This is a genomic window from Pontibacter mangrovi, assembly GCF_006385705.1.
GTDB lineage: Bacteria > Bacteroidota > Bacteroidia > Cytophagales > Hymenobacteraceae > Pontibacter > Pontibacter mangrovi.
Window position 1 is genome coordinate 1 of record NZ_VFRQ01000020.1, and the last position, 21,845, is coordinate 21,845.

Annotated in this window: 26 protein-coding genes; 15 read left to right on the forward strand and 11 right to left on the reverse strand. The window is 59.4% G+C overall.

Going from position 1 to position 21,845, the window contains the following annotated elements:
* Positions 1–224: 224 nt before the first annotated feature.
* From fahA to FJM65_RS20670, 3 genes are all read right to left on the reverse strand, one after another.
* A complete protein-coding gene (gene fahA, locus FJM65_RS20660) occupies positions 225–1,496 on the reverse strand; it encodes a fumarylacetoacetase (protein ID WP_181163819.1) in 1,272 nt (423 codons plus the stop codon).
* A gap of 231 nt (positions 1,497–1,727) precedes the next feature.
* Positions 1,728–1,997 (reverse strand): NifU family protein, encoded by a 270-nt coding sequence (locus FJM65_RS20665; protein ID WP_140624193.1) that lies wholly within the window; start codon positions 1,995–1,997, stop codon positions 1,728–1,730.
* Positions 1,998–2,002: 5 nt separating this feature from the next.
* Entirely contained in the window at positions 2,003–3,106 is a 1,104-nt protein-coding gene (locus FJM65_RS20670; protein WP_140624195.1) for an Mrp/NBP35 family ATP-binding protein, read from the reverse strand.
* A 233-nt stretch (positions 3,107–3,339) separates the two neighbouring features.
* Here FJM65_RS20670 and FJM65_RS20675 point away from each other — a divergent pair, with 233 nt between their 5' ends.
* Positions 3,340–3,864 carry an O-acetyl-ADP-ribose deacetylase gene (locus FJM65_RS20675; protein WP_239023051.1) on the forward strand — a complete coding sequence of 175 codons (525 nt, stop codon included), beginning with the start codon at positions 3,340–3,342 and terminating at the stop codon, positions 3,862–3,864.
* A gap of 177 nt (positions 3,865–4,041) precedes the next feature.
* A complete protein-coding gene (locus tag FJM65_RS20680) occupies positions 4,042–4,464 on the forward strand; it encodes a helix-turn-helix domain-containing protein (RefSeq protein ID WP_140624197.1) in 423 nt (140 codons plus the stop codon).
* Positions 4,465–4,650: 186 nt separating this feature from the next.
* Here FJM65_RS20680 and FJM65_RS20685 read toward each other — a convergent pair whose 3' ends face one another.
* From FJM65_RS20685 to FJM65_RS20695, 3 genes are read right to left on the reverse strand one after another with little or no spacing between them, the layout of a single operon-like run.
* The gene (locus tag FJM65_RS20685) at positions 4,651–5,172 is read right to left on the reverse strand and encodes a hypothetical protein (protein ID WP_181163820.1); all 522 of its coding nucleotides are present in this window, start codon (positions 5,170–5,172) and stop codon (positions 4,651–4,653) included.
* On the reverse strand, positions 5,166–6,089 hold the full coding sequence (locus FJM65_RS20690; protein WP_181163821.1) for a relaxase/mobilization nuclease domain-containing protein: 924 nt from the start codon (positions 6,087–6,089) through the stop codon (positions 5,166–5,168). Before FJM65_RS20690 ends, FJM65_RS20685 begins: the two co-directional genes overlap by 7 nt.
* Positions 6,082–6,456 carry a plasmid mobilization protein gene (locus tag FJM65_RS20695; protein ID WP_140624203.1) on the reverse strand — a complete coding sequence of 125 codons (375 nt, stop codon included), beginning with the start codon at positions 6,454–6,456 and terminating at the stop codon, positions 6,082–6,084. The genes FJM65_RS20690 and FJM65_RS20695 overlap by 8 nt, the downstream gene beginning before the upstream one ends.
* Before the next feature lie 331 nt (positions 6,457–6,787).
* Here FJM65_RS20695 and FJM65_RS20700 point away from each other — a divergent pair, with 331 nt between their 5' ends.
* From FJM65_RS20700 to FJM65_RS20760, 13 genes are all read left to right on the forward strand, one after another.
* Positions 6,788–7,015, forward strand: a complete 228-nt coding sequence (locus FJM65_RS20700; RefSeq protein WP_140624205.1) for a hypothetical protein — start codon at positions 6,788–6,790, stop codon at positions 7,013–7,015.
* Between the two features lie 11 nt (positions 7,016–7,026).
* Positions 7,027–7,320: a DUF4134 domain-containing protein gene (locus FJM65_RS20705; protein ID WP_239023052.1), complete on the forward strand. Its 294-nt coding sequence runs from the start codon at positions 7,027–7,029 to the stop codon at positions 7,318–7,320.
* A gap of 3 nt (positions 7,321–7,323) precedes the next feature.
* Positions 7,324–7,650 carry a DUF4133 domain-containing protein gene (locus tag FJM65_RS20710; protein ID WP_140624209.1) on the forward strand — a complete coding sequence of 109 codons (327 nt, stop codon included), beginning with the start codon at positions 7,324–7,326 and terminating at the stop codon, positions 7,648–7,650.
* The gene (locus FJM65_RS20715; RefSeq protein ID WP_140624211.1) at positions 7,647–10,091 is read left to right on the forward strand and encodes a TraG family conjugative transposon ATPase; all 2,445 of its coding nucleotides are present in this window, start codon (positions 7,647–7,649) and stop codon (positions 10,089–10,091) included. Before FJM65_RS20710 ends, FJM65_RS20715 begins: the two co-directional genes overlap by 4 nt.
* Positions 10,066–10,737: a plasmid transfer protein gene (locus FJM65_RS20720; RefSeq protein WP_140624213.1), complete on the forward strand. Its 672-nt coding sequence runs from the start codon at positions 10,066–10,068 to the stop codon at positions 10,735–10,737. The genes FJM65_RS20715 and FJM65_RS20720 overlap by 26 nt, the downstream gene beginning before the upstream one ends.
* Before the next feature lie 13 nt (positions 10,738–10,750).
* Positions 10,751–11,386: a hypothetical protein gene (locus tag FJM65_RS20725; protein WP_140624215.1), complete on the forward strand. Its 636-nt coding sequence runs from the start codon at positions 10,751–10,753 to the stop codon at positions 11,384–11,386.
* Positions 11,379–12,374: a plasmid transfer protein gene (locus tag FJM65_RS20730; RefSeq protein ID WP_140624217.1), complete on the forward strand. Its 996-nt coding sequence runs from the start codon at positions 11,379–11,381 to the stop codon at positions 12,372–12,374. The genes FJM65_RS20725 and FJM65_RS20730 overlap by 8 nt, the downstream gene beginning before the upstream one ends.
* Before the next feature lie 15 nt (positions 12,375–12,389).
* Positions 12,390–13,001, forward strand: coding sequence for a conjugative transposon protein TraK (gene traK / locus FJM65_RS20735; protein ID WP_181163822.1), 612 nt, complete (start codon positions 12,390–12,392; stop codon positions 12,999–13,001).
* Positions 12,979–13,290 (forward strand): hypothetical protein, encoded by a 312-nt coding sequence (locus FJM65_RS21675; protein ID WP_140624219.1) that lies wholly within the window; start codon positions 12,979–12,981, stop codon positions 13,288–13,290. Before traK ends, FJM65_RS21675 begins: the two co-directional genes overlap by 23 nt.
* Before the next feature lie 172 nt (positions 13,291–13,462).
* The gene (gene traM, locus FJM65_RS20745; protein ID WP_181163823.1) at positions 13,463–14,398 is read left to right on the forward strand and encodes a conjugative transposon protein TraM; all 936 of its coding nucleotides are present in this window, start codon (positions 13,463–13,465) and stop codon (positions 14,396–14,398) included.
* Positions 14,399–14,405: 7 nt separating this feature from the next.
* Positions 14,406–15,191 (forward strand): DUF4138 domain-containing protein, encoded by a 786-nt coding sequence (locus FJM65_RS20750; protein WP_239023053.1) that lies wholly within the window; start codon positions 14,406–14,408, stop codon positions 15,189–15,191.
* 22 nt (positions 15,192–15,213) lie between these two features.
* Positions 15,214–17,178, forward strand: coding sequence for a TraM recognition domain-containing protein (locus tag FJM65_RS20755; protein WP_140624225.1), 1,965 nt, complete (start codon positions 15,214–15,216; stop codon positions 17,176–17,178).
* Between the two features lie 112 nt (positions 17,179–17,290).
* A complete protein-coding gene (locus FJM65_RS20760; RefSeq protein WP_140624227.1) occupies positions 17,291–17,491 on the forward strand; it encodes a hypothetical protein in 201 nt (66 codons plus the stop codon).
* A gap of 41 nt (positions 17,492–17,532) precedes the next feature.
* Here FJM65_RS20760 and FJM65_RS20765 read toward each other — a convergent pair whose 3' ends face one another.
* From FJM65_RS20765 to FJM65_RS20785, 5 genes are all read right to left on the reverse strand, one after another.
* Entirely contained in the window at positions 17,533–18,327 is a 795-nt protein-coding gene (locus FJM65_RS20765; protein WP_181163824.1) for a phosphatase PAP2 family protein, read from the reverse strand.
* A gap of 1,555 nt (positions 18,328–19,882) precedes the next feature.
* Positions 19,883–20,026 carry an IS3 family transposase gene (locus FJM65_RS20770; RefSeq protein WP_262710958.1) on the reverse strand — a complete coding sequence of 48 codons (144 nt, stop codon included), beginning with the start codon at positions 20,024–20,026 and terminating at the stop codon, positions 19,883–19,885.
* Positions 20,019–20,774, reverse strand: coding sequence for an IS3 family transposase (locus FJM65_RS20775; protein ID WP_140624233.1), 756 nt, complete (start codon positions 20,772–20,774; stop codon positions 20,019–20,021). Before FJM65_RS20775 ends, FJM65_RS20770 begins: the two co-directional genes overlap by 8 nt.
* Before the next feature lie 97 nt (positions 20,775–20,871).
* Positions 20,872–21,000, reverse strand: a complete 129-nt coding sequence (locus tag FJM65_RS20780; RefSeq protein ID WP_140624235.1) for a transposase — start codon at positions 20,998–21,000, stop codon at positions 20,872–20,874.
* Between the two features lie 148 nt (positions 21,001–21,148).
* A complete protein-coding gene (locus FJM65_RS20785; protein ID WP_140624236.1) occupies positions 21,149–21,388 on the reverse strand; it encodes a transposase family protein in 240 nt (79 codons plus the stop codon).
* Between the last annotated feature and the right edge of the window lie 457 nt (positions 21,389–21,845).

Here is a 21,845-nt window from a genome sequence, read left to right on the forward strand (position 1 = left end):
GCTGGGCTGGACGCCGAAGTACGACCTGCCGGCCCTGGTCAAGGACATGATGCACAACGACATCGAGCTCTTCAAGCGCGACAGCTACCTGGCACAGGGAGGACACAAGGTCTACAATTACCACGAAGTGCAATAGTCAAAATAGAAGTATCAATAGCGAAGGGGCACCGGATGATTGTATCTGGTGCCCCTTCGCTATTAAGTCTATATGAATTCGGCTGTACCTACACGGCCGGCAGCACCTTAGTCCTTACTTCTCCGAAACCAATGCGGAGGCCGTGACGCTCCCCGTGGCCGCGCATGATCACGGTGTCTCCGTCGTTGATGAATTTGCGCTCCGTACCGTCAGATAATTGAAGTGGGTTTGTGCCGCGCCAGGTAAGTTCCAACATGGAGCCAAAGGAATCTTTTTCAGCGCCACTGATGGTACCGGAAGCGTACATATCTCCTATTTGAATGTTGCAGCCGTTGCTGCTTTGGTGCGCCAGCTGCTGGTTCATGTTCCAGTACATGTAGCGGTAGTTAGAGCGGCAGATGCTGTTTTCAGCGCCCCCTTCCGGCTGCAGCAGCACTTCCAGCTTCAGGTTGTAGTTGTGGTTACCCGTAAACTCCAGGTAGGGCAGGGGCTTTGGGTCCTGTACCGGGCCTTTTACTTTAAACGGCTCCAGCGCATCCAGCGTGACCACCCAGGGCGAAACTGAAGAAGCAAAGCTTTTGGCCAGAAAGGGGCCTAGCGGCACATACTCCCAGGTCTGCATATCGCGGGCTGACCAGTCGTTGAACAGCACCAGGCCGAAGATGTAATCGTCTGCCTCGTTCGGCGTGATGCTGTCGCCCAGCTGGGTTTCTTTTCCTGTTATAAAGGCCACTTCCAGCTCGAAGTCCAGCAGCCGGGTAGGGCCAAAGGTAGGCAAGTCAGCATCAGGTGCCTTGGTCTGCCCTTTAGGCCGGTGAATGTCGGTGCCGGAAACAACAATAGAGGAGGCGCGGCCGTGGTAGCCGATAGGAATGTGCTTCCAGTTTGGCAGCAGCGCATTTTTCGGGTCACGGAACATCGTGCCCACGTTCGTGGCGTGCTCGATACTGGAGTAGAAGTCGGTGTAATTGCCAACTTTTACGGGCAGCATCATCTCAGCTTCGCTCTGCTTTACCAATACCGCCCGAATCAGGTTGCTGTTGCCGCTGATCTCTTCGTTGTCATTGCGCAGCAGCTCCGAGACACGGTTGCGCACCGCGCGCCAGATCGGTTTGCCCAGCGCTATAAAATCATTCAGGTAGGGGCGGTGGAATACTGTCGGGTCTATGTCGATCAGCTCAAAGAAGTCCCGCCGGCCCAGCTCGCACAAGTCCAGGATGTATTCCCCGATGGCCACGCCTACGCGCGGGTCGCGGTCAGACGTGCGAAAAATACCGAATGGCAGGTTCTGGATCGGAAAGTCACTGTGGGCATCAATTTCTATCCAGGAGTGCAGCGAAGGGTCGTTGGCTCGTATCATAGTCGGTTTTGTTCTGGTTAGCTTCTACACAAATATAGCTTTTTTCAGCACCTCCATTGTATGATTGCCTTATTTTCCTGTCGTGTGTCCGGGCGCGGGAAAATGAAGGGCCGCTACCTGTCAGCCTGCAAGTCCGGATGCTAAAGAGAAAAGCAGGAGCAGCAGGACCTTAAACAAGAAAGGTGTGACCAAAGCCACACCTTTCTTGAATCAAATCGCACTATAAGTTCATTATACGTTCGAAGGGGCTACGTTGACCGCTTCTACGGCTTTTATTTCGGGCACCGCGCGCAGCACTGACTGCTCCACACCCGCTTTCAGGGTCATGGTAGACATGGGGCAGGAGCCACAGGCACCCAGCAACTCAAGCTTCAACACCATCTCATCGGTTACCTCCAGCACTCTTACGTTTCCGCCATCCGCCTCCAGGTAAGGCCTGATCTGGTCGAGGGCCGACTCGATGCGAAGCATGAAATCCTTATTTACGTTTCTGGCTGCCATGTTCCTTAGCTTTTAATTTCTACTGGTTTTGTTTTGGCTATCGTGGCATTGCGCAGCGATACCTGCTGGGCTACCGACTGGGCCAACTCTTTGAAAACACCGCTGGCCGGAGAATCGTTCTGCAACACTACTGGTGTACCTTCGTCGCCGCTCTCGCGGATGCTTTGCACGATCGGCACCTGGCCCAAAAGTGCCAGGTCAAATTTGTCGGCCAGCGACTGTCCGCCTCCCTGCCCGAAAATGTAGTACTTGTTCTCCGGAAGCTCGGCAGGCGTAAAATACGCCATGTTCTCCACAATACCCAGCACCGGCACGTTTATCTGTGGCTGGCGGAACATCTGCAGGCCGCGCACAGCGTCGGCCAGGGCTACTTTCTGCGGCGTGGTCACAATCACGGCGCCTGTTACCGGCAGGGCCTGCACCATGGTCAAGTGAATGTCTGATGTTCCCGGCGGCAGGTCGAGCAGCAGGTAGTCCAGCTCGCCCCACTCCACATCGGAAATAAACTGGCGCAGCGCAGAGCTGGCCATCGGGCCACGCCACACCACGGCGCCGTCGGCTGGCGTCAGGAAACCAATCGACATCATCTTGACACCATACTTTTCTACGGGCTGGATGTAGTTCTTGCCATGATCGCCCTGTACCATGTAAGGACGCTCATTCTCCACGCCAAACATCGTGGGAATGGAAGGACCGGAGATGTCGGCATCGATCAAGCCAACGCGGGCACCGCTCTCGGCCAGGGCAATGGCCAGGTTAGTGGTGACCGTAGACTTGCCAACGCCGCCTTTGCCCGAAGCCACGGCGATGATGTTTTTCACGCCATGCAGCACTTCGGAGGTGTCACCGCGGCCGGAAGTGACGCGCGAGGTCATGTTCACAGTGACCTCCGCTTCTTTATCCACCATGGCATGAACAGCATTCACGCAGGCATTGCGGATCAAATCTTTCAGGGGGCAGGCGGGGGTGGTGAGGATCACCGTGAAACTCACGTTCTTGCCATCCACCTGAACATCCTCTACCATGTTGAGCGTCACCAAGTCTTTGCCCAGGTCCGGCTCTTCGACATAGCTGAGGGCTTTTAGTATATCTTCTTTTGTAATAGCCATAATAGTTATTGCAATTGCCTTACAAAGATACAAACAAAATATTCCTCCTGAAAAGGCAAAGCTTATTAGTGCAACAAGTATCACCTGGGAATAGTTTGAGGGAGGGGGATTTGTGGATTTGGAAATTGAGGATGTGCAAATATGCTGCGGGTTTCAGGTGCCAATATGCTCAGGGAGTAGGGGAGCAACTGATACAGCAACAGCCAAATAGACCTGTCTTAAAAATGTAACTGATGAAAGAAACAATGATAGAAGTACTGCAGGGCGATATAACCAAGGTGCAGGTCGATGCCGTGGTCAACGCTGCTAACAGCAGCCTCTTGGGTGGGGGAGGCGTGGACGGTGCCATTCACCGTGCCGGCGGACCAGCCATTCTGGAGGAGTGCAGGCAGATCAGGGCGCGGCAAGGCGGCTGCCCTACCGGGGAGGCCGTGATCACGACCGCCGGAAATTTGCCGGCCAGGTACGTGATCCATACCGTAGGGCCGGTGTGGGGCGGCGGGAGCAAGGGCGAGCCGGAGCTTCTGGCCAGCTGCTACCGCAACAGCCTGAAACTAGCCGAAGAACATGGGCTGAAAAGCATTGCCTTTCCTAATATCAGCACGGGCGTGTACGGTTATCCCAAAGATAAAGCAGCCCGCGTGGCCGTGGAGACGGTCAATGCCTACCTGGAAAAACACGATACCAGCCTGGAGCGGATCGTGTTTGTGTGCTTTGATTCGGAGAATCTCCATTATTACCAATCGCTCCTGGGCTAAGGCGCCCGCTCAACAGGTAATTTTGTGAAGTGGCGCATAGCAGCTATCTTTAGCCCAGCTTTTATAGGTCCGGTACCTTTTGTGTCACCATGAGCTCTTGTTTTTAACAAGTCATTTCTTGTAAAAAACAAGGAAATATATTTTGGTAAAATTGGATAATTTTAGTATATTAGTTCTATGGAAACAGCAGTCAGAAACAGGCCTCTACACTTAGGAGACCACGTCAGAAGAATGCGGACCGCTTTGGGAGTGAAGCAATCCGCCTTAGCCAACGACCTAGGCACCACGCAGCAGAACATTTCCCGTATTGAACAGGAAGAAGACATGGACAAAGCCACCTTGGAAAAGATCGCCAAAGCCCTTGGCGTTACCCCGGAAGCGATCGAGAACTTTACGGAAGAGGGGGCTATCTTTAACGTTCAAACACTACATGATAATTCATGTGCCGGTAACAATGGCTATTTTGAGCAATGCAATTTCAACCCCATTGAAAAAATTGTGGAGCTCTACGATGCGCTGCTGAAAGCTGAGCGCGAGAAAAATGATCTGCTGGCGCAGTTACTCAAAGAAAAGGCAGGTACTGCGACGGGTCAGGCATAAGCTCCTGACCCGCCCGCGTTAGCATCCACTACGGCCTTTCTCAACCTCTACCTATCTCGGCACTTCAACAAGCCGAGCACCCACGCATGCCGTAGCGGCCCTAACCACCCTCCCCGCCTGCTACCCAGCCAGGCGTACCCACACCCTTTGCTACCTTCATAAAATTCTCACCGCTCTTGCGAGGCGCTACTCCTTTGCCGGCCGCTTTGTTAGTTGCCTTTCCTCCAGGCGCTCTAAAAGCTGCGGCATTTGATCGGGGTCAAGCCCGTAGAGCGAGTCTGCCCAGTGCGTTGCTTTGGGATAGTACAGTCGCAGGAGGCGGTACTTGATGCTGTGTCCTGCTAGTTTGGTATTTTCCCGGTACTGGTACAGGCCACCTCCCGCGAGCAGGAAGGTGAAGACCAGGAGCAACACGCCACCCATGACCCACCCGCGGCCCTGCTGTTCCACGTGGTGATGGTGCTCTACAGGCAGCGCCCGCGGAAAAGAGGCCAGCTGCCGCTCTATGGCTTCCAGCCGGGTCGCCAGTTCCCCGGATGCCTCTGTACCGGCGGGGCGCTCGGGCAGTAGCTGGCGGATTTCATCGAGCAGGGGCGTAAAGTCTACCTGCCCGGTCCGGGCCTGCGTTACGGCCAGCTCTTTTAACTGGCGGGCCTGCAGGGCAATCAGGGCCTCTGCATCGGTAAGCCGGTCTGCGAGTTCTACCATTTCCATACGCTTTTCAGCTTAAGCTGCGCTTTGTTTTCCATAAGGGGCCCTGGCTTCCACACTCCCTGCCGGAAAGCACGCGGCAGCGCCTGGTGGTCCAGCCGCAGCTCCCCGTATGGGCGCCTGCCCGGCGGCAGCTGCAGGAGGGAGGCGGCCCTGGCCAGCGGCTGTTGCCGCGTGCCGGCGCGCAGTGCCTGCAAGCGGGCCTCGAGGTTGCGCTCAAGCTGGCGGGAGAGCCTGCCATAGCCCAGGCCCGGATCCAGGGTAGAGCCCTTGAAACTATACTTCCCCATTTTAAAGCTGACACCCAGCACCTGCCCGCTCTGGCTCTCGCGTTTGAAGCGCAACGAGATGCCCTGCCGCTGCAGCCGGGCCTGCAGCTCCTCCCAGCTTTTGGCCCCCAGCGCCACCCCGCGCACCGCGTCGTGCAGTTCAAAGCGCGCCGTCTCGGCCGGGTTCAGGCGCTGGCGGTTCACCGCCTCCTTGCCCCGGTGCAGGTGGTAGCCGTAGCGCTGGATCATCCCCTCGATCACCCGCATGCTGCGCGGCAGCTGAAAGTCCACGGGGATGCGCCGGCCGGTGTAATCGACCGGGTTATACAGCAGGTGCACGTGCGGATTCTGCGTGTCGCGGTGCTCAACGATCAGGTACTGGGTGTTGCGTATCCCGAGCTTTTCCATGTATTCCCGGGCCCGGTCCACCATCACCCCGGGGGGCAGCTTTTCCCTATCCTGGCGGCTCCAGCTCAGCGAGATGTGGCCGGCCTTGTTTTCCAGGGCGGGGTTGAGCTTGCTAAGCAGGCTAAAGTCCTGGATGATGTGGGCCACGCTGTCAGTGCGCAGTCCCTCGGCTGCCAGCACGCGCGCCCGGGGCTTGTTGACCACGTAGTTCACGCTGGCTGCGATGCTTTTACTCATGCTGACTTTCCCGATCATCGCCATCCAAATACATAAGCAGGTGATTTATTTCCGTTTCCGCGCCCTGGCAGGCACTCTCCAGCTCGGCGCTCCCGGGCCCGGGGGCCAGCTGACGGAGCTGGCGCACATAGTGCCACAGGCGGATCAGGTGCCGCACAAAGGTGGCCTCGCCGGGCGTGAGGCGGGCCACCACCACCCGCTGCTTAACAGCGGCGCGGAGCCATTCAGACTCAGACATGCCCGCTGAACGGGCCTTTGCCTGGAGCAGCAGCTTTTCTGTCTGGGTCAGGCAGGTCTTGGCCAGCTTGCCGTGGGCGCGGGATACCGGCTTCCACGGCTTGCCTGGCTGCTTGGTTTGCTTTTTCATGGGCAAGAAGCGTTTAGTTTCACAGGAGTGTTCGCAGCGCGGTCCCAGGCCTGGCGGCCGCCCCGGCAGCCCTTCCTTTCAGGCTGCTGTTGGCATCAAACGGCAGCTATGCGGGAAAGGATGCGGCCCGCCCGGGACCCGCCCCGGCGCTTGGCAGGCCGTTTTCGTGTTCGTCAAATCACGTCCCCCTTGTTCGTCTACAGCAAAGGCTTGTCTATCTAAAAAAGCTTTCTGAAAAAAAAATGCCCCGTAGTACTCCCCAACAAGCCTGGGGGGCGCTGCGTGCACCCCCCGGGCCAAACGAAACAGTCACTCTAACCTCTTACAGACGATGAACTGGAACAGCCTTTGGACGATGATCGCGCTTGTCTACAGCGCCTATTACCTGGCCCTGCTTGCCTATGAGCGCTGGCTGCACCGCAAGGCCGCGGCCCGCCAAGCGGGTAGCGTGCAGCACTATACCCTGGAAGGCCCGTCAGCAGCCACTGGCCCGGCCACTCCGCCTGCCCCCGCGCAGCCCGCGACTGCTGACCCCTTTCCCCATCCTGAAACCAATTAAAAACCATGCATATGAAAAAGTTAGCGACTCTCTTTGTTTTCGTGGCCCTGGCGGCCACCCCGGCCCTGGCGCAAGGCGCCGGCGGCATTGATGCCGGCGCCTCCGAGCTGCAGACCTACATTGACCCGGTGGGCAACCTGATTTTGATCATCGGGGCCATCGTGGGCCTGATCGGGGGCGTGCGCGTCTACATCAAGTGGAATGCCGGCGACCAGGACACGCAGAAAGCGGTGATGGGCTGGATGGGCTCCTGCGTCTTTCTGATGGTGGTGGGCGTGGTGGTCAAGGCCTTTTTCGGGATCTAGGCCATGGACCCGCGCACAGAAAAGGGCTATGCCGTTTACCGGGGGCTGCAAAGGCCCCTGGTCTTCCGCTCCCTGAAAGGACGCTACATCTACTGGGGCCTGGGCTGCGTGCTCAGCGGCTTCCTGGCCGCCGTGCTGCTCTCGGTCTCCGTCAGCTTCCTTGCCGGCGGGCTGGCCCAGCTGCTGCTCACCTTCGGCGGGCTCAGCTACACGCTGCGGCGGCAGCGCCGCGGCCTGCATCCCAAAACCCGGGCCCGGGGCGTGTACCTGGTGCCTTTTCGCTGGCGCCCCCGCCCGGGACTGTTTCACCATAACCCACACCAGCCATGAAAAAAAGAGCATTTCGCCTGCCCTATGCGGGCATCGGGCAGGACACCTACACGATCCTCTACCACGAAAGCGGCGCTTACGCCGTGCTGCTGCGCCTGGTGAACCCCGTGCTGCAGTACTGCGCCGACCCCGAGGCCTACGCCCGCTTTCACCAGGCCCTCCACAGCCTGGTGCAGGTGCTCGGGCCGGGCTATACCCTGCAGAAAACCGACATCCTGTCCCGCCGCCACTACCAGCCGGCAGCGCGGGAGGATTTTCTGAGCCAGCGCTTCGAGGCCCACTTTGCCGGGCGGCCCTACCGGGCGGGGAGCACCTACCTGACCATCACGCGCGATGTGCAGCGCTCGGGCTTTTTTGCCTATGAGGCGGGCGACTTTGAGGTTTTTCTGCGGAACATCGGCAAAGCGCTCGATCTGCTCCAAGCCCAGGATTTCCAGCCGCAGCCCCTGGAAGAAGGGGAGGTGCGGGCGCTGCTGCAGCGATTGCTGGCCTTTGACTTTTCCGGCCAGCCCTACGCGCTGTCCAATTTCCAGGTCAGCGCAGAGGGGCTGGCGGCGGGAGAGCGGGCCATCCGCTGCCTATCGCTCGTGGACGTGGACGCGGTGAGCCTGCCGGCCACGCTCTTGCCCACTGCCCGCCTTTCCCGGGGTGAGGAGCTGCCCGTGGACCTGTTGCACTTTCTTTCCCAGGTGCCCGACTGCGAAAGCCTGGTCTATAACCAGGTCATCCAGGTGCCCGACCAGCGCCAGGAGCTCACGCGCCTGCAGGCCAAGCGCAAAAAGCACCTGTCCATGCCCGACCCGGCCAACGAGCAGAGCGTGCAGGACATTGACCAGGTGCTCGTGGCCGTGGCCCGCGACAGCCAGCTGCTTGTCTACGGGCACTACAGCGTGCTGCTCTCTGCTGCGGGGCCCGCGCTGGACCGGGCGGTCAACTTCCTGGAAAGTGCCTTGTTTTCAGTGGGCATCCTGCCCTCGCGCAATGCCTACAACCAGCTCGAGCTGTTCCGCTGTGCCCTGCCGGGCAACAGCCCGGAGCTGCGGGAATACGATAAGTTCCTGACCACGGCCGAGGCGGCCCTGTGCCTGCTCTACAAAGAGCGCCTGCTCGATAGCGAGCCCTCCACCTTCCAGGTCCGCTTCACCGACCGCCAGGGCATCCCCCTCTCCATTGACACGAGCGATGCGCCCGTGTTCTCGGGGCGCATGAACAACCGCAACAAGTTTGTGCTGGGCCCCTCGGGGGCGGGCAAGTCCTTTTTTATGAACCATCTGATCCGCCAGTACGCCCTGCAGGGCACGGACGTGATCCTGGTGGACACCGGCCACTCCTATGCCGGGCTATGCGCTTACCTGCAGGGGCGCTACATCACCTATACCGAGGACCGGCCCATCACGATGAACCCCTTCCGCCTGAGCGCCGAGGAGTTCAACGAAGAGAAGCGGGAGTTTTTAAAGTCGCTCGTGGCCCTTTTGTGGAAAGGGGCCGGGGGCACGCTCAGCCAGGTCGAGGACAGCGTGCTCTCCTCTGTGATCGCGGCCTACTACCGCGACTTCTTTGACGGGGAGCGGCCCCCGAGCTACCTGTCCTTCCAGTCCTTTTATGATTTCTCGCTCACACAAATTGAGCAGATCACCCGCCGCGAGGCCATCGCCTTTGACCTGAGGGGCTACCGCTTCATCCTTAAAAAGTTCTGCCTGGGCGGCGAGTACGGCCAGATCCTCAACAACGAGCTGGACCAGGCCCTGTTCGAGGAGCCCTTCATTGTCTTTGAGATCGATGCGATCAAGGAGCACAAGATCCTGTTTCCCATCACCACGCTCATCATCATGGACGTGTTCCTGCAGAAGATGCGCCACCGCCAGCGGCGCAAGGCCCTGGTGATCGAGGAGGCCTGGAAGGCCATTGCCTCCCCGCTCATGGCCGGCTACATTTTGTATGTGTACAAGACCGTGCGCAAATTCTGGGGCGAGGCGGTGGTGGTGACCCAGGAGCTCGACGACATCATCGGCAATGCCGTGGTCAAGCACGCCATCATCAGCAACTCGGACACGGTCTGTCTGCTGGACCAGACCAAGTTCCGCGACAACTTCTCCCAGATCGCCGCGCTGCTCTCGCTTAGCGAGGTGGAGTGCCGCAAGATCTTTACCATCAACAACCTCGATAACAAGGCCGGCCGCGGGCGCTTCAAGGAAGTCTACATCCGGCGCGGGGCCACGGGCGAGGTCTACGGCGTGGAGGTCTCGCTCGAAGAGTACCTGACTTTTACCACCGAGCGCCGCGAGAAAGAGGCCCTGCAGGGCTACCAGGCGCGCTACGGAGACTTTCAACAGGCCCTGGAGGCCTTTGTGGCCGACTTCCGGGCCTCGGGCCTGACGCTGCCGGCCTTTGTGCAACAATTAACCCAAGACAGCCATGAAACGCTTCCTGTGCGCCCTTAGCCTGGCGCTGCTGGCCACCGGCCCGGCCCTGGCCCAGCAAGTGGTTTTCGACCCTGCCGTTGTCTCCACGCTGGTCGTGAACCACACGGCCCAGCAGGCGGCCCTGCAGGACATCAAGGAAAAGGAGGGCAGGATCGCGGCCCTGCAGGCCACGATCAGCGTGAAGATGACGCAGATCAAGGCCCTGGAGGAAAAGATGTACCGCTCGCTCACCTCGGTGCAGTCCATTATCGGGCAGAGCAAGAACATTGTCTACGCCTCCCAGATCGCCGCCGACATCGGCCGCTACCAGGGGCAGATGATGGAGCTGGCCCGCGGGGACAAGGAGCTTCTGGTGATCGCGGCCAAGACCGAGCTGGCCCTTTTGCAGCGCACCTCGGATTTGTTTACCTACATCTACCAGGTGGCCATTATCGGCACGGATGTGAACCTGATGAACAATGCCGACCGGCTGGCGCTGATCCGCCACGTAGTGGACGAGCTGCGCGTGATGCGGGGCCTGGCCTACAGCATCACGCGCAAGATGCGCCTGGCCCGCCACGCCGGGCTCCTGCGGACCATGAACCCCCTGGGCCTGGCCTACCCCGACAACAGCAGGGCCATTATCCGCACGCTGATGGATGAATTTGAAACCTTAAAACGCTAAACCTATGCCTGCCATGAAAAAAACGCTTTGCCTGCTGGCCCTCGCTCTCTGGGCCGCCGCCCGCTCTTGCCCTGCCGCCGCGCAGGGCGTGCAGCCGGTCAACAGTAAATACACGCGCTACCAGCTCGAGCGCCAGGTGCTCACGCGCTGGGGCAAGTTCAAGCCCAAGTGGTACTTTGTCCTGTTTCATAACAAGTACCGCAAGGGCCCGGACCGGCGCAACCTCTGGCAGCTGGCCCCCACGATGGCCTTCCTGGCCCAGACCCGTGAAAAAGCCCAGGACCAGGAAGAGGCCGCGCGCCGGTTGCATGCCCAGGAGCTCTTTAAATTTGCTGACAGGACCCTGAACAAAGGCTATCACCTGATTTATAAAAAGCAAATCCGCGAGCTGAATGCGGCCCTCACCTCGCTCGCCCTGGAGGCCGCGGGGGCCGGGGTGCCCGCGGCCTCGGTGCAGGCGCTGCTAGCTGAGCAGGAGCGGCTCAACACCGACATCGGCCTGGTGCTGGAGGCCTACCAGGACGATGCGCGGAAAGGAAAGGCGCTGCGGGCCTACCTCTCGCGGCTCGAGGCCCTGCGCAGCTGCTTTCGCCGGCTCATTTCCCTGTACCGCACCCAGCGTGCCCTAACCCAGGCAGGCCATGCGTGAGCTTATCGACCAGGCCGTCTTTGAGCTCTTTGATGAGCTGTTTGGCCACATACAGGAGCTGGTAGGCGTGTTTTTGTATGACGCGCAGGCCCTGTGTGCTGTGTGCATGCTGCTGTACTTCGGGCTGGAGGCCTACAAGATGATGGCCGGCGACGCCCGGCTGCGCGTGATACCCCTGCTGCGCCCCTTTGCCCTGACGCTGGTCGTGGTGTTCTGGCCCGCCTTTATCGACACGGTGAACATGCCCCTGCAGGTGGTCAACCACCAGGCCAAGGGCCTGTACGCCTCGCAGGTGGACCAGGTCGAGGACCTGCACCGCGAGCGCCTGGCGCTCGTGGACAGCGTGGCCCGCCAGCTCACTGAGAGCAGCGCCGAGTTTGAGCGTATCGAGGCTGAGGCCAGCGATGCCAGCTGGTATGAGACCATGGGCATTGACCTGCAGCCCCTGTTTGACAAAATGAAGGGCTATTACCTGATGCTCCTGGCCAAGCTGCACTTTGCCGCCATGATGGTCGTGGAGTGGTGCGTGCTCACCGTGTTTCAGTGCTGCGCCTACATTGTTTACTTCCTGCAGATCGTCTTTGCCGGCATCCTGGTCATCCTGGGCCCCTTTTCCTTTGCCCTGAGCGTGCTGCCGGGCTTCAAGGACGCCTACCTCACGTGGATCGCGCGCTACATCTCCGTGGGGCTGTACTCGGGGCTGGGCTACCTGGTCATGTCCATTTCCTTTGTGCTGGTCAAGTTCGGGCTGATGAAGGAGATTGACGTGCTGCGCGCCGTGCTCTCAGACCCCGAGCTGTTCATGGCCTACGTGTCCTTTCCCTCGGGCGGCATCAGTTTTTACCTGGTCTCCCTGCTGGTGGGCGGGCTGTCGATGCTCACCGTGCCGGTGATCTCTACCTGGATTGTGCGCACGACCGGCGTGAGCGCCGCCGTTGGCACGGTGGCAGGCGGCGCGGCGCGCGCGGCAGGGGGCATGTTGAAATAAAAAACCAAAAGAAAGATGATGATACAAAACCTTGAAAAGAAAATGAAGCTGGCCTTTGCCGTGAGCCTGGGCAGCTTTGTGACCAGCCTGCTGATCGTGGGCACGGTCTGCGCCTTTGCCTTCCGCTTTGCCGAGGCGCAGCGGAAAAAAATCTACGTAATCGACCACTCCGTGCCGCTGCTGGTGGCCCAGACCGGCCAGCGGGTCAACCGCACCGTGGAATACAAGGCGCACGTGAACCTGTTTCACCTGCTGTTCTTTACCCTGCCGCCGGACGATGCGCACATCAAGCACAATATCGCCAAGGCCATGTACCTGGTGGACGCCTCGGGCCTGGCCCAGTACAACAACCTGAAGGAAAAGGGCTACTACAACCAGATCCTGGCCAGCTCCGCGGTGCTCACCATCCGCACCGACAGCGTGCAGGTGGACGCCCGGCGCCACTTCCGCTACTACGCCACCCAGCGCATCGAGCGGGAGAGCTCCGTGCTCAAGCGCCAGCTCATCACCGAGGGCGATCTGCAGGAGGTGCCGCGCACCGAGAACAACCCCCACGGACTATTGATCAAAAACTGGAAGACCATTGTCAACAAAGACCTCGCGTATGCCGAAAAGAAAACCTTCTAAGCCCGGCCTGTTGACCGCCGCGATGCTGGGGACCCTGGGCCTGGCCGTGGGCCGCCTGCTGCTCCTGGGCCACCCGGACTCGGGGAGCTACGTGGAAAGCCACCGGCAGCTGCCCGCTCCCCCGGTCCGCCTGCTGCCCCGCCGCCCGCCGGTCTGGGCCCTGGGCGAGCTGGCCGGCCTGTATGAGGCGGCCGGGCGGCTGCCGGCAGACAGCCTGCGCGGCAGCGACTGGGCCACCCTGCAAAAAATTGATCAGCGTTTAAACCACATTTTTTATGAAGCACGTTAACTTCCGACACCCCCGCTATGTCCTGCCCCTGTTGGTGCTGCCTTTCCTTGTGCTGCTCAACTACCTGTGGCGCGACATGGCCCCGGCCCCGGCGCCCCCCGCGCCCGTCACGCTGCAGGAGACCGCGGCGCTCAACACCGCCCTGCCCGATCCCAGCCTCGGGCGGCGCGGCGTGAAAGACAAGTTCGCTGCCTACCAGGAAGCCTTCCAGTACCGCACCGACTACTCTGCCGTGCAGGAAATCGGGCAGGAAACCGCCCGGGAAGACTATGGCAGCGTGTACACCGAGCACGAGCGCCGCCTGCTCGACAGCCTGCGCCAAAGCCTTTTGCCCGGGGAGCAGCCCATGCCTTTTTCAGAGCGGGTGCAGGCGCTCGAACCCGTGCCCTACGCGGCCCCTGCGGCCCGTCGCTCGCCGCCGCCGGAAGGGGACTATGCGCGGGAAATGCGGCTGTTTCGCGAGCAGATGCAGTTTGTCGACAGCCTGGCAAGGGCAGGGGAGGCGCCGGTTCCGGCCCGTCCCGCGCCCGAGCCTGACAGCGCCCGGCACTCGCCGCCCCCGCAGCGCGTGCGCAGGCAGGGGCGCGGGGAGCAGGCCTATTTCAATACTGTGCGCGCGGGCCAGGAGGAGCGCTTTATCCGGGCTATGCTCGATGAGGGGCTGCGGGTGCTGCCCGGCGGGCGGGTACGCCTGCGCCTGCTGGATAATGTGCAGGTAGGGGAGGTGGCGCTATCCAAAGGCACCTACCTCTACGGCACGGTCTCGGGCTTTCGTACCCAGCGGGTGGAGATCACGGTGCGCTCGGTGCTAAATGGCGAGCGCCTCTTGCCCGTGGACCTGCGCGTGTATGACAACGACGGCATGGCAGGCGTGTATGTGCCCGACTCGCAGTTCCGCGACTTTACCCGCGAGCTGGCCGGCAACGCGGCCGGCTCCCAGTCCCTTGGCCTGGAGGAGGCGCCGGAGAATGTGCGCCAGATGCTCTATGCGCTGCTCGAGAATATGTCGCAGACGACAACCCGCGCGGCGGGCAAGTCCCTTCGGAAAAACAAGGCCCGCCTCACTTACAACACCCTGGTGTATTTAATCGACAACCAATCCCACTGACATGAAAATGCGATACTTTTTTCTCCTCCTGCTCGCCCTGTCCCAGGCCCCTGCGTGGGCCCAGGGGGCGCTGCCCGTCCTGCACGTGCATGAAAACGTCTCGACCCACATCCTCAGCCCCGAGCCCATCCAGTACGTGGACCTCTCCACTGACCAGGTGGCCGGCGATCTGCCCGCCCCAAACCTGTTGCGACTCAAGCCCAAAACCGGCGATACGGACACTTGCGTGGTGACCATTGCCGGGGAGCGCTTCCTGATGCAGTACCGGCTGGCCTACGGGCCGGCTGACAGCGCCGACACCCAGGTACGCCTGGATCCCCTGCAGGCCGGTGCCTACCTGCACCCGGCCGTGGAGCTGAGCACGGCGGACATGAAGCGCTTTGCCCTGCAGCTCCTGCAGCGCAAGCCCCGCGGCCCCCGCAGCCGTGCCCGGGGACAGGGCCTGCGGGCCACGGTCAACCAGGTGGCCACGGTAGGCGACTATTACTTTGTGGACCTGTCGCTGCGCAACAAGTCGGCCATTCCCTTCACGCTGGACCGGCTGCGCTGCCTGGTGGAAGACAGGAAAGTGCTGCGGGCCACCAATTTTCAGCAGGTGGAGGTGCAACCCCTCTTCCAGCTCTACGACACGCGCCGCTTTGCGCGCCGCTACCGCAACGTGCTCGTGTTCCGCAAGTTCACCTTCCCTGAAGAAAAGGTCTTTCGCCTGGAAGTGACCGAGGCCCCCTTGTCCGGGCGCCGGGTCTGCCTGGAGCTACGCTACGCAGATATCCTGCGCGCCGATGCCCTATAGGCAGGCGTTTAGATAATAGCCCATGGAAGAGTCAAGCGAGCTGAAAAAGCTGTATTCCTTTTTGCAGGGCACCGTCTACCTGTCGGTGGCGCTGGAGCTCGCCCTGTTCCTTTGGCGCGAGGCCGAGTTCCTGGCCCCGCTGCGGCCTGTGCTACTGGCCCTGGGGCGCCTGCCCCTCTACAGGAACGTGTACTATGCCAAGGCCTTTACGCTCGGGCTGATTTTCATGGTGAGCCTGGGCACCAAGGCCCAAAAGCAGCAGGACCTTCACCCGCTGGGCGCTATTTTGCTGCCGCTGCTGGCAGGCAGCGCGTTTTTCTTTGGCTCGGGCCTGTTGCCTGTGCAAGGGGGGCTGGCCGGCCCGGGGCAGCCGCTTTACAGGGCGGCCTACGCCTTTTGCACCCTCACGGGCGCCGTGCTCATCCACCTGGCCCTGGACAATGTCTCCAAGCGCCTGCAGCACCGCCTGCTGCAGGACCGCTTCAATGTGGAGAACGAGTCCTTTGCCCAGCCCGCCAGGCGGCGCGACACACCCTACTCCGTCAACCTGCCCATGCGCTACTATTACCGGCGAGGCGTCCGCCGCGGCTGGCTCAACGTGGAAAATCCCTTCCGCGGCACGCTGTTGATCGGCACGCCCGGCTCGGGGAAATCCTTTTCCGTGGTGCTGCCCTTTATCCGGCAGCTGCTGGGCAAGGGCTTTGCGATGATGGTCTATGACTTTAAGTTTCCGGACCTGGCCCGGGCCGCCTATGCCCACTTCCTGGCCTGCCAGTGCGCCGGGAAACTGCCGCGCCACCGCTTCCACGTCATCAACTTCCACCGCGTGGAGTACAGCAGGCGCATCAACCCTCTCCGGCCGGCCTACCTGGCCACGCTGGCCGACGCCACCGAAACGGCCGAGGCCCTGCTCGAGGCCCTGCGCAAGGGCGACAGGGCGGGCGGCGTGGCCCAGTTCTTTAACCAGTCGGCCGTGAACCTGCTGGCCAGCTGCATGTATTTTCTGAGCCGCCACGACGGGGGGCGCTACTCCACTTTCCCCCATGTGCTGGCCCTGCTCAACCTGGGTTACGGGGAGCTGTTTGAGACGCTGTTCTCCGAGCCCGAGCTCGAGAGCCTGCTCTCCCCCTTTGCCACTGCCTACCGCCACAAGGCCTTTGAGCAGCTGGAAGGGCAGGTCGGGGGGCTGAAAGTCACCGTCGGCCGCCTGGCCACGAAGGAAACCTTCTGGGTGCTGTCAGGCGATGAGGTGGATTTGCACATCACCAACCCCGCTGCGCCCTCGCTGCTTGTGATTGCCAACGACCCGTCCACGCAAAGCATCAACAGTGCCTGCAATGCCCTGGTGCTCAACCGCCTGACGCGCCTGATCAACACCAAGGGCAACCTGCCGGGCGCCCTGATCGTGGACGAGTCGCCCACGCTCTACCTACACCGGGTGGAGAACCTGATCGCCACGGCCCGGAGCAACCGCATCGCCGTGCTGCTCGGGCTGCAGGAGCTGCCGCAGCTGCGCCAGCAGTACGGGCGGGAAACGGCCGATACGATCTGCGCGGTGACGGCCAATGTGCTCTCGGGCTCGGCCCGCCACCGCGAAACGCTCGACTGGCTCGAAAAGCTCTTCGGCCGGGTCCGCCAGCTCAAACAGGGGCTTAGCCTGGATAGGAGCCGCACGGCCGTGAGCCTCTCCGAGGAGATGGGCCCGCTGATCCCGGCCTCGCGCATAGCCGGCCTGCAGGCAGGGGAGGTGGTGGGGCAGCTGGCCACGGAGAGCGGCCGCTACGAGGGTAAGCCCAGCGCCAGCGTGTACCATTGTAAAATTGACCTGGACCCGGTCAGGGCGCAAAAAGCAGAGAGGCAGTACCTGCCCCTGCCCCTCTGCTATTACTTTGGCTCGGAAGCAGAGAAGGACCGGGTGCTGCGGGAAAACTTCCGCCGCATCAACCAGGAGGTAAAGGACCTGGTGGCCCGCCTGCGGGCCTCGTGAGACGCAGCGCGTTTCTGGGTAATCTTGTGCTGGAATAAGCTGCCCTGGCAGGCATGTCATTGGATCCAATAGCAAGAAGACAGGTAAAAGCAGCCAAGCAGCCGCAGGCAGGATGGCAAAAAAAAAACCTTTCCGGCAAACCCACCTGGTGATAAGGGGCATGAGGGAATTCCACCTGCCTGCTTCTTCAGACCGGCAGCCGATGAAGCAGCCGGGGCGCTGCCATCCGCAGTTCCTAAAGCGGCAGGCACGCTTCAGTGGCTGGCCACTGCCGCCGGACTCTGCGCAGCCTGAACGCGGCATTACCGTATAGGGGCTAGCGGGTCCTTCAAGTGAAGCAATTCCGGGAGTATCTCAATTTTTCGCCAGCTGGGATGCAGTTGTATGGCCATGCAGCACCAGGTATTCCAACACAGCAATGGCCAGGGTCAGCCATAGGCTCCCGAGCAGGTAACCGCCAGCCACATCGCTCACAAAGTGCACGCCCAGGTAAATGCGGCTGAACCCGATCAGCAGGATATAGGCAAGGCAAAGGCCGGTCCAGTAGCGGTACCAACGGATGTTGTTCTTCTCCAGCAGGATGATGAAGGCCAGCATACCGAACAGCGACAGCGCCTCGGCCGAGTGGCCGCTGGGGAAAGAGAATGTGCCTACCTGGTAGTAGGCCACGTCCAGCGGGCGCTCCCGGTGAAAGTATAGCTTGGTGAAATAGACCGAGGTTCCCGTGCCAAGCACCGAGATCAGCAGGGCGACCAGGTAGTGCCACTTTTTTTGGAACAGGAGCAGCGCCGCCACCAGACCAGAAGTGATCATGACACCCGTCACACTTCCCGCCTGCGTGAAATAATAAAACGCCCGTGCCAACGGCTCTGTCCGCAGGTGGTAGAGGAACAGCCCTATCGAGCTGTCCACCGCCTTCATGCCCGGTGAGTTGACCAGGTTCTCCGAAATCTCCGACAGCAGGGCATAGTTAAAGATGGAGATACCCATCAGCAGGGTGAGCGGCAAGCCCAGGAAATTCTGCATGCCCAGCCGCAGGCGGAAGAAATGCACCAGCCTGGGGTATGATTGCTCCAGCTCCCGCATGCCCGGCAGGGCAAAGCACTTGTCAATGGTTTCAGAGATAAACCTAAGCGGTTTTTGAAACATAGAATGATCTGGTTTGTCAGCGAGTATAGATGTCAGTACGCAGCATATACTAAGATGGAGGATATCAGCTCCTGCCCGATAGGCCTTTCTGCGAAGGGTAGCTGGGAAGGCTTCCGCTTCAACACTGCCCGGCATCAGCAGCGTGAGCACAGCCGTCCAAAACAGCAGCGCCGAAGAGGGCATGCAGGGTTTCTACAGTTCATGCCGCCTACGAAACGGCTTCTGAACTCGGATAAGGCACTGCTGTCAAAGCCAGCATCAGCGGGCGCTAAACTAAAAGCGTTTTGCCAGTCTATCCGGCTCCGGATCGCAGCGGCAGCCTGCCTGTTGTTGCATCACCTTGACCCTGGCTAGTGGCCAGGGAGAAGCCGCCGGTTGGCCCCGTAGGGGGAATAAGGAGAGGAAAGCTTCATCCTGGTAAATGCCTCCCGGTTCATCACCAGCGTTGTCTGTAACTATTGTCAGGAGGAAAGACCGCCTGGGCGAGGGGAGCCGTTTTTGAGGGAATGACCGGAATAGTTTGTGGATGTCGGCGCATAGCCGGCCTGATAGACGATAGTTAAGCTTCAAAGGATACCCCGGTGCTGGAACTCCTTCCCCTCTCTTCAGAACTCGCCAACTGGTTCTGCCCGGACGCAGAACCAGTTGGACTTAAATAGCGAGCTGCTACAAGAACCGTGGGGATGAGCGCTGCGTCCGGGAGTTTACACTTGTCCGCTGCCTTTTTGCACGTAACCTGTGGGGAATCATCTGCAAAACATTATATTGCCTTTGTGAAGTCATTCATGGTGGGGCAAGGTTCATGGGTGAGCGCTTTATCTTTTAGCAAAGCGGAATGGCTTTCTCGTTGTAAAGCAAAACCTGGGAAACTGATCTGGCAGTCAGCAAAGTGCGTGTGCGGGCTTTGGAAGGTGAGGGAGACTTTGTAAGAGTATTCCGGAAAGGTTCTCTATGGCTGATGAAGAATTAGATCTAAAAAAGTATGCGTCCTACAAGGAAAGCAATAGTTAGTGTATTCGTTGTAAGTGTTTTCCTGTTGGTAATCAGTCTTATCGCCAGGATCAATCATTGGAAGTACTCGTCAACCTTTACTGTTCTTGGGGCAGTTAGTTTCGTGTTGATCAAAACATTGCTTGTTGCTTTATTTGTTTATTTGGTACTTTTCTATGTGAGGAATCGAAAACACAACAAGTAAAACAGCTGAAAGAATCTAACCTTTTACTTACCATGCCTGTCCCGTCACAAGATCAATCATAACCGCTACCACTATCGGGGCTGTGGAAATGTGGAAAACTCAGGAGGAGTTTTCCACATTTCCACAGCCTTACCAGGCTCGGTCTTCGACTGCCACGGCCTTTTGCTTCTTTTGTAGCGCTTCCTCCTTTTAGGGGATCGCCCTCTGCCGCCGGAGGGCCTGCTCGGACGGCATAAAATCGATACTAGCGTGAGTGGAATTGCAATGTTTTACTGGAGGCTTTTACTCAGGCAGCGCTTTTTTGTTGATGTAACTGTTGGTATAATTCTTTCTCGACCTGGCAAGGGGGCAGGTAGTCGGCTAGTGCCGCCGCTTTCGGTTGTAGAAGCCTTCGATGTAGGCGAACACGGCCAGCCGGGCCTCTTGCCTGGTGGTGAACTTGCGGTGGTAGACCATCTCGGTTTTCATGGTTTTAAAAAAGCTCTCAGCTACGGCATTATCCAGAGCAGTTCCCTTTTCTGCTCATGCTCTGCCGTACCGGCATCCCCTCCAGTTGCTCTCTAAAGGCACGGCAGGCGTAGGGCACGCCCCGGTCGGAGTATAAGAGCAACTCTCCGCTCAAGGGCCTGTTAACCAGAGCCATCCGGAAGGCAGCCACCGTGGTCGCTTCCGCCTCCATGGTCTCACTCAGTGCCCAGCCCACTGCCTTGCGGTCGGCCAGGTCCAACACTGCCGTCAGATACAGCCAGCCTTCTTCCGTGCGGATATAGGTCAGATCCGACACCCACTTCTGGGCCGGTTTCGTTGCTGTGAAGTCCCATTTCAGGTGATTCTCTGCTATGGTAAAGCCATGGTTGGAGTCGGTGGTATTAACCCGGTATTTCTTCCGTACAATGCTCTGAATCTGATGTTTTTGCATCAACCTGGCGATACGGGGACGGGAGGCTTTGATGCCCTTCTCCTTTAGCTCAAAGCTGATGCGGGGGCTGCCGTAGCGGCCCTTGCTCTGGGCATGTACCTGCCTGATCTTGGTTACCAGTTGCGCCTCTTTGCGCTCCCGCCGGCTCTGGGGGTGCTGGAGCCAGTAGTAGAACCCGCCGGTGCTCACCTGCAGCACCCGGCACATCTTCTCTACGGGATATTGGTCTCGGTGCTCTTTTAGCAAGCCCACGTTTACCGCCCGTCTCCCCTGGAGAATCGGGGATCCCGAACTCGTTTCGGGAGATGCTGATGGCCTTTTATAAGATATCACGCTCCAGCTGCGCCTCCCTGAGTTCCTTCTGCAGCCGTTTGATCTCCTTTTGCTCGCCTGTCAATCCTTCGGCAAAGCGTAGGGGGTACCTTCCTTCTCACCGCCACTTGCTGAGCCTGCCCGGATCAATGCCCAGCTCATCGGCTACCTCTTTTACTGACCCCCTGGCGTAGGACAGGTCAATGGCCATCCGCTTGAAGGAGGCGTCATACGCTATTTTTACCATAATCGTCCAATGTAAACATTTCTATGAAGCTGGCCATCAAGAAGCCTCCAGTCAAAGGTAGCAAGTTCACCTGCTCCCGGGCCCGCTCCAGCCTCCTGCCGTAGGGCCTGAGTGGCCCTGCGGCCTGCTGGGCGAACACTTTGCGGGGTCAGCCGGCTGTGTCGCAGAAGAACTTGCGGCTGTAGAGCTGCAGGCGCACCTGCTTGCCGCAGAGAGGCAGGTCGGCGAGCGTGCGCCGGTAGTGGCTGTGGAGACGGGAACTGGGGCAGCGGCAGAGGGGGCAGAGGCCGACAGGAGCGGTAAAGATCAGATGGATGGTGACTGATCCCTGGCAGACACAGGTGCCGAGCACGTCGAATTCGGCGGGCAAGAGTAAGGTCGTTTCCATGTTTACCTTTACTCCACATAGCCGTTTTTTACGCTTCACCTACTCTGAAGCAGAACCAACATAGTCCGGATTATCCATCCTCGAATTCTTCTTTTATCAGGTACACCCGTTCGAGCTGCTTTACTTTACCTCTGTAATGCAGGAGATTTTTTTTCTCAAACAGGCCCTTATGCAGGCATTCGGGGATCACTATTTTAAGCAGCTTGATGTACTTTGAGATTGAGCTGTTAGACCAGCCACTGATGCCCCACAGGTAAAATTCACAATCCGAGACTAAACCATAGGCACTTTCTTATGCCTATGTCCATTATTCCGTAGGGAATCTTTTTTGTTGCTTTAGAAAACAAAAAGCGGCTTAAACTGTATTGAAAGCCGCTTTTTGCTCTGTAGCCCGGATGGGAATTGTAATTCACTTATATTCGACTCTACCTATCAATGTCTTATGGAGTTGTTTATC